We start from the raw sequence: 11,520 nt of genomic DNA, 5'->3' as shown, positions 1-11,520 counted from the left end.
ACTACGCAGGTTAGTTTGCCGGCGTCGATGCAACGCGAACAGAAAAGCCGTAGGCAACGGGGCCACGGAGTGTCTCGGCGGGGTCAGACAACGCAAAAGGCCGGAGCGTTCGATGCTCCGGCCTTCCAATCCCCTGCGCGACCGGGAGTGGCCGCTTCCGCGGCTCGGCGTTACGCCGCCCGCACCGAACCGAGGAAGCTCGCGACCTCCTGCTTGAGACGATTGCTGTCGCCGGACAGCGCCTGTGCCGCTGAGAGCACCTGGGCCGAGGCCGACCCGGTCTCGGCCGCACCGCGCTCGACGTCGGCGATGTTGGACGAGACCTGCTGCGTGCCATGCGCCGCCTGCTGGACGTTGCGCGAGATCTCCTGCGTCGCCGCGCCCTGCTCTTCGACGGCGGCTGCGATGGTCGAGGAGATTTCCGACAGCTTCTCGATCGTGGAGGAGATCTCCTTGATCGCGCTGACCGACTCCTGCGTTGCGACCTGGATGCTCGAGATCTGCTGGCCGATCTCGCCAGTCGCCCTCGCGGTCTGCTCCGCCAGCGCCTTGACCTCCGAGGCGACGACCGCGAAGCCGCGGCCGGCGTCGCCGGCGCGTGCGGCCTCGATGGTGGCGTTGAGCGCCAGCAGGTTGGTCTGGCCGGCAATCGTGTTGATCAGTTCGACGACGTCGCCGATGCGGGTGGCAGCCTTGGACAGCTCGCTGACGCGCCCGGTCGTGGTGCGGGCCTGGCCGACGGCGTCGTTGGCGATGCGCGCCGATTCCTGCACCTGGCGGCTGATCTCGGTGACCGACGAGGCCATCTGCTCGGTCGCAGACGCCACCGACTGGACGTTGGTCGTGGCTTCCTCCGAGGCAGACGCAACCGCCGTCGTCAAGCCTTGCGAGCGCGTCGCGGCCTGGGTCAGCGTGGTGGCGGACTGCTCGAGCTGGCTCGAGGCCGACGAGACGGTGTTCACGATCTCGCCGACCGCGGCTTCGAACTGCTCGGCCAGCCGCTGCATGTCGGCCTTGCGCTGGCGCGCCGTGATCGCGTCCTGCGCGCTCTTTTCCTCGGCCTCGGCGCGCGCCTTCTCCTCCGCATTGCCACGGATCACCGTTACGGTCTTGGCGAGATCGCCGATTTCGTCACCCCGCGATGCGCCGGGAATGGCGATGTCGAGCCGGCCGCGCGCCATCTCGCCGAGCGCCGCGTTCAGCCGCGTCAACGGCCGCGCGATCCCGAGGAACGAGAACACGACCGAACCGATCACCGACAACAGAACCGCCAATCCGACAAACAGCGTGATATAGCTCGCTTGCGCGGCGACCTGGTCTGCCTCGAACCGGGCGCTCGCGTTGCGCGCGCGCGCGTCCTGGATCGCAGAGGACATCAGCTCGCCGGCCTCGCCGAGATAGATGAGCGTGCGGTCGCGCAGCACGGCCTCCTTGATCCCCTCGGTCTTCACCACCTCGTCGTTCGCGGCGACGAAGTCCGAGGCGAGGCCATTGAGCTTGGTGATCGTGGCCTGGATCTCGCGGTCGTCGGCCAGCATGCGGGCGTCGGTCAGCGAGCTCTTCAGCCCCGGCACCGTCTGCTTCACCGTCAGGATCGTCGCGGCATCGCCAGTCATACCGAACCGCCAGGCCTGCGACCGCATGTAGTTCAACTTGGCATCGGCGGCGTGAAGCTGGCGCTCGACCCGCTCGCGGAAGGCGAGCTTCGGCAGCGACGGCGAGGCGAGCAGAGCCTTCAGGCTGGTGTTCCAGTCGTTGGAGACGGCACTGCGCTTCTCGATCTGCGTCAGCAACTTCTTCTGCGCCTCGGCGAGATCGACCGCTCCCGCGGCATAGCTCGTCATCAGCTCCTTGATCCGGGTCAGCCGGGCGCGATCGTCGGCGGTCGACACGTTGGCGAGCGCGGCGTCGATGTCCGTCACCATCCCGGTCGAGAACTGCTGAATGTCGGCGGCTGCCTTCTCTGCCTCGGCCGGCGCACGCGCCAGCCGCGCCGAACGGCCACCGAGCTGGGTCTGCTGCATGTTGATGCTGGCCGACAGCACGCTCTCGACGACGCGCCGCGCGCGCTCGGCCTGCTGATTGGCGTGGTTGACCGCTCTTTCCGCCATCAACTGGTTAGCGATCATGCCGACGGCGAGAGATGCGCCGATGGCGCCAGCGAGCCCGAGTTTGTAGCCGATCCGATTCAGTTTCATTGCCCTACCCACAGAGGGACGCGTCACGCGACGGTCCGTACTGGAGGTATAGCGGTGAGGTCCCTAGAGACCGTTAATTTACGGGAGTTATCGGGCATTACACGCAAAAAACTTCTGCTTTTTCAGTGTGCGTCCCGATGCTTATGGCGGCACGGCGGCGCTGCCGCGCCGAGCGACGGCTCACAAACTAAGCAGATGATGAGATCGGGACCGAGGCCCAGCACGTCGTTCCAAAATCCGGCACGGGCCGACGCAGCCGGCAGTCGGCTGACGCGCAGTTAGCGCATCAGCCCGAGCGCGTCGGCGAAGAACTGCGGCCCGCCGAAATTGCCGGACTTCAGCGCCAACAGCATGTCGCCTGCGTCGGCGCCGATCGTGCGAAGCACCGGAACGCCGGCCGCGATCTCCGGACCGACGAGAAAGCCGGGAATCCCCAGCCGGTCAACGACAGCGCCCGAGGTCTCGCCGCCGGCGACGATCAACCGCCGCACGCCGGCCTGGATCAGCCCCTCGGCGAGATCGGCCATCGCCTGCTCGATCGCGTGCCCTGCCGCCTCGCGGCCGTGCCTGGATTGCAGCGCGCTGACCTGATCCGGCGTCGCGCTGGAGGCAATCAGCACGGGCCCCTTGGCGATGCGCTCACGCGCCCAGGCGAGCGCGCGCTGCGCCTCGTCCGGACCGGCGACGAGGCCCGCCGCATCGAGATGCAGCACCGGCATGATGGTCTCGGCCTGCGCGATCTGCTGCAACGTCGCCTGCGAGCAGCTGCCGGCGAGGCAGGCGGCCAAGCCGCCGACGGGGGCATCGGCGTGATGCGCCAAGCCGTGGGAATGCACGCGCCTGGCCTCGACCAAAGCGCGCGCCAGGCCGAGCCCGATGCCGGACGCGCCGACGGAGACCCGGCTCTTCAAGGCGGCCGCACCGATCGCGGTCAGGTCCGCATCGAACACGGCGTCGACGATCGCCGCACCCATGCCCTGCCCGGCCAGTTCCTGCAGCCGGTGGCTGATCGCCTCCGGCCCATGCACCACGGTGGCGAGATCGACCAGGCCGATCTTCCGTCGGCTTTGCCGGCCGAGCACGCGCACCAGATTGGCGTCATGCATCGGGTTGAGCGGATGATCCTTGAGCGGGCTCTCATTGAGCGGCACGCCGCCGACGAACAGGTTGCCCTGGTAGACGGTCCGCCTGGTTTCCGGGAACGCCGGCGTCACCAGCACGATCGTGTCACCGGCATCGCCCGCCAGCGCGTCCATGACAGGACCGATATTGCCGGCGTCGGTGGAATCGAACGTCGAGCAGATCTTGAACAGCACGTGGTCGGCGCCTCGTGCGCGCAGCCATGCGTCGGCCTCGCGTGAGCGGGCCACGGCAAGCGACGCCTCGATCGAGCGGCTCTTCAGCGACACCACGACGGCATCGACCTCGGGCAGCGTGAGGTCATCAGCCGGTACGCCGATGGTCTGCACCGTGCGCAGGCCGGCGCGGGTCAGGGTGTTGGCGAGATCGGAGGCGCCGGTGTAGTCGTCGGCGATGCAGCCGAGCTTCAGGCTCACGGCTTCACTCCCTTGTAGGGCGCGAACCAGCCGAGCCCGTCCTCGGTGCGGCCGCGCGGATTGTACTCGCAGCCGACGAAGCCGGCATAGCCGAGCCGGTCGAGCTCGGCGAACAGGAACGGATAGTTGAGCTCCTCGCCGTCGGGCTCGTTGCGCGAGGGAATGCTGGCGATCTGGATGTGGCCGATGATGTCCATCATCTCGCGCAGCCGCATCGTGACGTCGCCATGGATGATCTGGCAATGATAGATGTCGAACTGCAGCTTCAGGTTCGGAATCTTCAGCTCGCGGATCAGATCGCGGGCGAAGCCGAAATCGTTGAGGAAGTAGCCGGGCACGTTGCGCGGATTGATCGGCTCGATGACGATGTCGAGGCCGTGGGGCGCGAAGAACTCCGCCGCCCAGGCCACCGACTTGGCGTAGGCCTCCACGGCCTTGGCGTCGCTGCGCTCGGCGATCCCCGCCATCATGTGCAGCCGCTTCACGCCGGTCGCCATGGCGTAGGGCAGCGCGGTCTCGAGGCTCGCCTTGAGATCGTCGAAGCGCTCCGGCAGCGCCGCAAACCCCTTCTCGCCGGCATCCCAATTGCCGGGCGGCAGGTTGAACAGCGCCTGCGTCAGGCCGTTGCCGTGCAGCCGCTTGCCGACCTCCTCGGCCGGATGGTCATACGGAAACAGGAATTCGACCGCAGTGAAGCCGGCCTTGGCGGCGGCCGCGAAGCGGTCGAGGAACGGATGCTCGGTGAACATCATCGAGAGATTGGCGGCGAAGCGGGGCATGGCGTGAAGACTCGTCGTGCTGCTACTTGGAGGGGCCCGGCAGCGTCGTGCCGGTGACCTGCGCATACATCCGCGCCACAGAGGCGTCGTCATCGCGGCCCATGCCGGCGGCCGACGTCATCAGGAACATCTGCAGCGCGGCGGCCGAGATCGGCACCGGAAAACGATGGCTGCGTGCCATGTCCTGGATGATGCCGAGGTCCTTGACGAAGATCTCGACCGCGCTGCGCGGCGTGTAGTCGCCGTCGAGCACGTGCGGCATGCGGTTCTCGAACATCCAGGAATTGCCGGCCGAGGCGGTGATGACCTCATAGACCTTTCTGATATCGAGACCCTGCTTGGCGGCGAAGGCGATGGCCTCGCTGGCGGCAGCGATGTGAACGCCGGCGAGAAGCTGGTTGATCATCTTGAACGCAGCGCCCTGCCCGGCGGCATCGCCGAGCTCATAGAGCTTGGCCGCCATCGCATCGAGCGCCGGCCGCGCCTTGGCAAACGCCGCCGCGCTGCCCGAGGCCAGGATCGTCAGCTCGCCTTGCGCGGCGCGCTGCGCGCCGCCGGAGATCGGCGCGTCGAGGTAGTGCCGGCCGGTGGCTTCGAGCTGCTTCGCCAGCCGCCGCGCAACGTCAGGATCCATGGTCGCGGAGGAGACGAACACGGCGTCCTTCGGCATGGTTTCGGCAGCACCGCCCGGGCCGAACAGGATGGCTTCCGTCTGCGCCGCATTGACCACGACGCTGACCACGATGTCGGCGCCATCAGCCGCCTCGGCGGGAGTCGTCGCGCCCTTGCCGCCGTCGGCCACGAAACGCGCCACCGCGTCCGCCGAGACGTCGCATCCGGTCACCTCGAAGCCTGCGCGCTTCAGCGAGGTCGCCATGCCGAATCCCATCGAGCCAAGCCCGATCACGGCGACTTTCAATTGCGATGGCGACGGCATGCGGCAGATCCCTGAAGCGTTTCCCGGAGATGTCCGGTTGCCCCGGACTGCACTCTGGGTATCACGGCTTGGCCGCGTTGCCAAAGCGTGAGACAAAGCGGCAAAACAGCGACATGCGAGGAAAGACCCGTGGCGGAAACTGCGATTCGCGAGGCCATCTGCCGGTTCGGCCGCTCGCTGTTCGAGCGCGGACTGACGCCGGGCTCGTCCGGCAACATCAGCGTGCGACTCGATGATGGCGGCTGGCTGGTGACGCCGACCAATGCCTCGCTCGGCTTCCTCGATCCGGCCCGTTTGTCGCGGCTCGATGCCGAAGGGCGACTGGTCTCGGGCGATGCGCCGACCAAGGAGGTGCCGCTGCACACGGCGCTGTACCAGACGCGCGACGCCGCGCGCGCCGTCGTGCATCTGCACTCGACCCATTCGGTCGCGATCTCGATGCTGCCGGAGATCGATCCGCGCGCCGCGCTGCCGCCGCTGACACCTTATTACTTGATGCGCTGCGGCCAGACCGCGCTGGTGCCCTATCATCGTCCGGGCGATCCCGCGGTAGCCGATGCCATCAAGGGTCTCGCCGGCAAATACGCCTCGGTCCTGCTCGCAAATCACGGGCCCGTCGTGTCCGGTGACACGCTGGAAGCCGCCGTGTTCGCGATGGAGGAGCTCGAGGAGACCGCAAAGCTCTATCTGCTGCTGCGCGGGCTCAACCCGCGTCAGCTGTCGCCGCAGCAGGTCGACGATCTGGTCAAAGTCTTCGGCCTCACCCTGCCCGATCACAACGGTCATCACTGATCCCGCCGGCGGATGGATGGGCATGCAATATTTCGCAACAACGCCGGCCGAGATCGATGCCGCTGTCCGCGTGCTCTACGAGGAGGCCCGCTTCTATCGCTGGTTTCCGATCGCAGCCGACTCCTATGACGCGTTCGCCGCCTCTGATCCGATCGCGGTCAGCGAGCTGCGCGGCATTGCCGAGCGCATGCTGGTGGCCGCCGCGCAGGCGAGATCGCGGGCGCGGCGGATCTAGCGTCCCGCCAGCCTGGCCTGCATGCGAGGTAGCCTGCGCCGCCTTGTCGCTCATCAAGCTGCCTTGCCTCGGGAGGACAACGATGCCTAATATTCAGGCAAAGTGCGACTGCGGCAGCAATCAGGGACGGATCGGTCGAGCAAGGACAACACCGGCAGCTCGTCGCTGCCGCGGCGCGGGGATGCGCCCCGCTCTTCCACCATCGATTGCAGCCTATCGCTGAGCACGCCCGGAGCACGAAAGGACAGGGCAAAATGCCTCCACATCGGCGTGGGCGCGGCTGTTTGGCCGGATCGGCGGCCCATCTGAGCGGACTGACGCCGGGACCGGGGAATGCCCTTTCGAGCGTTGCATGCGCATCTCATCCAACGCGCAATCTTCACGCGCTGCTCCGCGCCCACGGCGACCCTTGGCATATCCGTTGCAGACATCAGACGGGCCGGATCGCGGGCGCCCGACGGAGCGAGCTGCGATCATGACCGACACGGGACAGGACGACGGAGGGCGGATGGCGGCGGGCGCGAGCTTGGAACTGGTGAAGGTGACGAAGATGTACGGTCACGTCACCGCCGTCGACGCAATCGACCTGCGGATTCCCGCCGGCTCCTATTGCTGTCTGCTCGGCCCATCCGGCTGCGGCAAGACCTCCACCCTGCGCATGATCGCCGGCCACGAATCCGCGACATCGGGCGACATCATCGTCGGCGCCAGGAACGTCACCGAGCTGCCGCCCGCAGGGCGCGGCACCGCGATGATGTTCCAGTCCTACGCGCTGTTTCCGCATCTGTCGGTGATCGACAACGTCGCGTTTGCATTGAAGATGAAAGGCGTGTCCAAGCCCGAGCGCCACGCCAAGGCACGCGAGCTGCTCGAACTGGTGGACATGCAGAGCTATGCTGGCCGCCTGCCGGCGCAGCTTTCCGGCGGCCAGCAGCAGCGCGTGGCGCTGGCCCGTGCGCTGATCACCTCGCCGCAGATCCTGCTGCTCGACGAGCCGCTGTCGGCGCTCGACCCGTTCCTGCGCCTGCGCATGCGCGCCGAGCTGAAGCGGCTGCAGCGCGAGCTCGGGCTCACCTTCGTTCACGTCACCCATGGCCAGGACGAGGCCATGGCGCTGTCCGACCTCGTGGTGCTGATGAATGGCGGCCGCATCGAGCAGCAGGGCAGCCCGCGCGACATCTTCAATCATCCGCGCACCGAGTTCGCCGCCCGCTTCATCGGCGGCCACAACGTGATCCCGCTGAACGGCGAGACCTTCGCCGTGCGCGTCGACCGCATCCAGCTCAAGGCGCCGAATGTGGCGACCGACGGCCCGGTGGTGCCCGGCACCATCAGCAAGATCGAATATCAGGGCACCTATGTGCTGGTCGCGGTCGCGACCGACGGTGGCCCCGAGATCTCGGCGCAGCTCAGCGACGATCAGTTCGATGCACAGACCCACAGCATCGGCGAGCGCGTCGTCGTCACCTGGAACATGGCCTTCGCTGACGCACTGACGCCCCGCCCTGCCGCAGCCGCTCCGGCTGCGGAGCTGGTCACCTGATTTTCGTTTGCTCGTTCTTTCCCAAGGAGATGATCATGACTGATCGATCGAAGACGACATCCATCAGCCGCCGCTCGCTGCTCAAGGGCGCGGCGGGCGTTGCCGGTCTCGCCGGCTCCGGCACGCTGCTCAGCGCGCCCTACGTCCACGCCGCCGACGCCAAGGTGCTGCGCTATCTCGGCACCGCCGTGAACGAGGGCGACGAGATCTCCAAGAAGTGCCTCGCCGACACCGGCATCAAGATCGAATACATCACGGCGACGACCGACGACGTCACCAAGCGCGTCATCACCCAGCCGAACTCGTTCGACGTGCTCGACACCGAATATTTCTCGCTCAAGAAGCTGGTGCCGTCGGGCAACATCTTCCCGCTCGACGCGCGCAAGATCAAGGAATTCGACAACATCACGCCCGTCTTCACCAAGGGCGAATTGCCAAACGGCAAGAAGATCGGCGGCCAGGGCACCGCGCCCTGGAAGGTGCTCTATCTCGACGGCGCCAACTCCAAGACCTTCTCGGCAACCCCGACCGAATGGGTCACGCTGATCCCGACCGTCTACAACGCCGACACGCTCGGCATCCGCCCCGACCTGATCAAGCGCCCGATCAACTCCTGGGCCGAGCTGCTCAACCCCGAATTCAAGGGCAAGGCCTCGATCCTCAACATTCCCTCGATTGGCATCATGGATGCCGCCCTCGTCGTCGAGGCGACCGGCCAATACAAATATGCCGACAAGGGCAACATGACCAAGGCCGAGATCGACCTGACGATGAAGGTGCTGACCGAGGCCAAGAAGGCCGGCCAGTTCCGCGCGTTCTGGAAGGACTTCAACGAGTCCGTCAACCTGATGGCCTCGGGTGAGACCGTGATCCAGTCGATGTGGTCGCCGGCCGTCACCAAGGTGCGCTCGATGGGCATCCCCTGCGTGTTCCAGCCGCTCAAGGAAGGCTATCGCTCCTGGGCCTCGGGCTTCTGCGTCTCCAAGGCGGTGGGCGGCAGCCCGAAGCTCGACTGGGCCTATGAGTTCGTCAACTGGTACCTGTCCGGCTGGGCCGGCGCCTATCTCAACCGCCAGGGCTACTACTCGGCCGTGCTCTCCACCGCCAAGGCCAACATGACCGAGGACGAGTGGGGCTACTGGATGGAAGGCAAGCCGGCGAAGAACGACATCAAGGCCCCCGACGGCACCCTGATGGAAAAGGCCGGCGCCGTGCGCGACGGCGGCTCCTACGAGGACCGCATGGGCAACGTCGTCTGCTGGAACGCCGTCATGGACGAGAACGACTACATGGTCCGCAAGTGGAACGAGTTCATCGCCGCCTGATGTGACCGCCATTGCTGCCGCGCCCGCGACGTCGTGGGCGCGGCAGACCCTTTCAGCCGTTCATCCGCGACTTGACGACAGGTATCTCCGTGGCCGTGACGATCGACAGTTCGCCCGACACCGTAGCGCCCGCGGAGAGCACCTTCCGCAAGCTGACCCAGCGCTCGATCGCGTGGCTGCAGGCCGGCCCGATGATGCTGGTATTCGCGCTGTTCTTCCTCCTGCCGCTGGTGCTCGTCGTCGTCGTCAGCGCCTGGGACTACAACGAATATGAGATGATCCCGGCGTTCAGCTTCCGCGGCTATACCGACACCTTCGAAGGCTGCGTCGCGAACCTGCCCGAGCTGTGCACGATCCTGAAGACCTATCTGAAGACGCTGAAGCTGTGCCTGCTGACCTGGGGCCTGACGTTGATGATCGGCTTCTGGGTCGCCTATTTCCTCGCCTTCCACGTTCGCAGCAAGACCTGGCAGATCGTGCTGTCGCTGTTGTGCACGATCCCGTTCTGGACCTCCAACGTGATCCGGATGATCGCCTGGATCCCGCTGCTGGGACGCAACGGCCTCGTCAATCAGGGCCTGCAAGGTGTGGGCATCGTCAACAAGCCGATCGAATGGCTGCTGTTCTCCGAATTTTCGGTGGTGCTGGCGCTGGTGCACCTGTTCACGTTCTTCATGGTGGTGCCGATCTTCAATTCGATGATCCGCATCGACAAGCGCCTGATCGAGGCCGCCTATGATGCCGGCGCATCGGGCTGGCAGACACTGGTCAACATCGTCATTCCGCTGTCGAAGCCCGGCATCGTGATCGGCTCGATCTTCGTCATCACCATCGTGATGGGCGACTTCGTCACCGTCGGCGTGATGGGCGGCCAGCAGATCGCCTCCGCCGGCAAGATCATCGAGTCCCGGCTGTCGGCACTGCAATTCCCGGCCGCCGCGGCCAATGCCGTGATCCTGCTCGGCATCACCATCATCATCATCTCCGCGCTGACGCGGATCGTCGACGTGCGCAAGGAGCTCTGAGATGGGAGACAAGCGCCCCCGCTCCTTCTACATCCTTGCGGCCTTCTTCGCAGCCTATGTGCTGTTCCTGTACGGGCCGATGATCGCGATCTACATCTTGTCGTTCCAAGGACCGGATGGCGGCCTGACGTTTCCGATGAACGGCGTGTCGCTGACCTGGTTCGGCAAGGTGTTTTCCGGCGGCGGCATCGTCGACATCGGCGCCGCGTTCAAGCGCTCGCTGGCGCTCGGCCTCGTGGTGATGGTAATCACGGTGGTGCTGTCGGTCGCGGCCGGCATGGCGTTCCGCAAGCCGTTCCGTGGCGCCTCGATCCTGTTCTACACAGCGATCGCCAGCCTGATCATGCCCTCGATCATCACCTCGCTCGGCATCGCGCTGGAGTTCCGGCTGATCGACGACTTCATCAACAAGCACGGCGCCGATGTCGGGCTCGGCTGGCTCGCAGACGGCTACACCACCGCGATGGGCCTGTTCACCTCGGGCCTCGGCGCGCATCTGACCTGGACCTTGCCGTTCGGACTCCTGATCATGTTCGCGATCTTCAACCGCTTCGACGGCCGGCTGGAGGAAGCCGCACGCGACCTCGGCGCCACGCCCTGGCAGACCTTCCGCCACGTCGTGCTGCCGATCATCCTGCCATCCGTGGTCGGCATCGGCCTGTTCGGCTTCACCCTGTCCTGGGACGAACTCGCCCGCTCCAGCCAGGCGATCGGCTCGGTGAATACGCTTCCGCTGGAATTGCAGGGCCTGACGACGACCGTCACCAAGCCCGACATCTACGCGCTGGGCACGCTGACATCGGCGGTGTCCTTCGTCGTGATCTTCGCCGCGCTGTCGGTGATCTTGGTCCTGCAGGCCCGCCAGCGACGGCAAGGCTCGGATGCCGGCAAGGGGATGGTGTAGCCGCGGCGGCTGACCGAACAGTCGCCGCTGTTGCTCGACATCTTAGCCAAAGAGACCTTTGCCTTGGCCCCTGGATTGCTTCGCTGCGCTCGCAATGACGGTTGTGGCGGGCACAGCATATCCCACATACTCCGTCATCGCGAGCGCAGTGTTCAGCCCGGGGACATAGCTGACGGGTGTTCGGGGAGATGGTTGACACTTCAAAATCGGCTCGATTCGTCAAGCA

Annotated in this window: 10 protein-coding genes; 6 read left to right on the top strand and 4 right to left on the bottom strand. The window is 66.1% G+C overall.

Going from position 1 to position 11,520, the window contains the following annotated elements:
- Positions 1-170: 170 nt before the first annotated feature.
- From QW863_RS05675 to ltnD, 4 genes are all read right to left on the bottom strand, one after another.
- A complete protein-coding gene (locus QW863_RS05675; RefSeq protein WP_315714952.1) occupies positions 171-2,198 on the bottom strand; it encodes a methyl-accepting chemotaxis protein in 2,028 nt (675 codons plus the stop codon).
- A gap of 278 nt (positions 2,199-2,476) precedes the next feature.
- Positions 2,477-3,754, bottom strand: coding sequence for a 3-oxo-tetronate kinase (gene otnK, locus QW863_RS05670; RefSeq protein ID WP_315714953.1), 1,278 nt, complete (start codon positions 3,752-3,754; stop codon positions 2,477-2,479).
- A complete protein-coding gene (gene otnI, locus QW863_RS05665) occupies positions 3,751-4,533 on the bottom strand; it encodes a 2-oxo-tetronate isomerase (protein WP_315714954.1) in 783 nt (260 codons plus the stop codon). The genes otnK and otnI overlap by 4 nt, the downstream gene beginning before the upstream one ends.
- Before the next feature lie 22 nt (positions 4,534-4,555).
- Positions 4,556-5,479: an L-threonate dehydrogenase gene (ltnD, locus tag QW863_RS05660; RefSeq protein ID WP_409977898.1), complete on the bottom strand. Its 924-nt coding sequence runs from the start codon at positions 5,477-5,479 to the stop codon at positions 4,556-4,558.
- A gap of 120 nt (positions 5,480-5,599) precedes the next feature.
- On the opposite strand from ltnD, the gene QW863_RS05655 reads away from it, so the two are divergent.
- From QW863_RS05655 to QW863_RS05630, 6 genes are all read left to right on the top strand, one after another.
- Complete coding sequence (locus QW863_RS05655; protein WP_315714956.1) at positions 5,600-6,262, top strand: aldolase; 663 nt, start codon at positions 5,600-5,602, stop codon at positions 6,260-6,262.
- A 22-nt stretch (positions 6,263-6,284) separates the two neighbouring features.
- The gene (locus QW863_RS05650) at positions 6,285-6,497 is read left to right on the top strand and encodes a hypothetical protein (protein ID WP_315714957.1); all 213 of its coding nucleotides are present in this window, start codon (positions 6,285-6,287) and stop codon (positions 6,495-6,497) included.
- A 508-nt stretch (positions 6,498-7,005) separates the two neighbouring features.
- Positions 7,006-8,040 carry an ABC transporter ATP-binding protein gene (locus tag QW863_RS05645; RefSeq protein ID WP_315714999.1) on the top strand — a complete coding sequence of 345 codons (1,035 nt, stop codon included), beginning with the start codon at positions 7,006-7,008 and terminating at the stop codon, positions 8,038-8,040.
- Positions 8,041-8,075: 35 nt separating this feature from the next.
- Positions 8,076-9,365, top strand: coding sequence for a PotD/PotF family extracellular solute-binding protein (locus tag QW863_RS05640; protein ID WP_315714958.1), 1,290 nt, complete (start codon positions 8,076-8,078; stop codon positions 9,363-9,365).
- An 89-nt stretch (positions 9,366-9,454) separates the two neighbouring features.
- Positions 9,455-10,390, top strand: a complete 936-nt coding sequence (locus QW863_RS05635) for an ABC transporter permease (RefSeq protein ID WP_315714959.1) — start codon at positions 9,455-9,457, stop codon at positions 10,388-10,390.
- Position 10,391: 1 nt separating this feature from the next.
- On the top strand, positions 10,392-11,294 hold the full coding sequence (locus tag QW863_RS05630) for an ABC transporter permease (protein WP_315714960.1): 903 nt from the start codon (positions 10,392-10,394) through the stop codon (positions 11,292-11,294).
- Positions 11,295-11,520: the final 226 nt, after the last annotated feature.

Origin of the sequence: Bradyrhizobium sp. SZCCHNR1017 (genome assembly GCF_032381375.1) — a bacterium.
Taxonomy (GTDB): Bacteria; Pseudomonadota; Alphaproteobacteria; order Rhizobiales; family Xanthobacteraceae; genus Bradyrhizobium.
This window is presented reverse-complemented; position numbering and strand designations above follow the sequence as displayed.

What these genes read in the sequence shown, in the direction of transcription:
- QW863_RS05645 (WP_315714999.1), top strand. Translation starts at nt 7,006, where the DNA reads ATGGCGGCGGGCGCGAGCTTGGAACTGGTGAAGGTGACGAAGATGTAC.
- QW863_RS05630 (WP_315714960.1), top strand. Translation starts at nt 10,392, where the DNA reads ATGGGAGACAAGCGCCCCCGCTCCTTCTACATCCTTGCGGCCTTCTTC.
- otnI (WP_315714954.1), bottom strand. Translation starts at nt 4,533, where the DNA reads ATGCCCCGCTTCGCCGCCAATCTCTCGATGATGTTCACCGAGCATCCG.
- QW863_RS05650 (WP_315714957.1), top strand. Translation starts at nt 6,285, where the DNA reads ATGCAATATTTCGCAACAACGCCGGCCGAGATCGATGCCGCTGTCCGC.
- QW863_RS05675 (WP_315714952.1), bottom strand. Translation starts at nt 2,198, where the DNA reads ATGAAACTGAATCGGATCGGCTACAAACTCGGGCTCGCTGGCGCCATC.
- QW863_RS05640 (WP_315714958.1), top strand. Translation starts at nt 8,076, where the DNA reads ATGACTGATCGATCGAAGACGACATCCATCAGCCGCCGCTCGCTGCTC.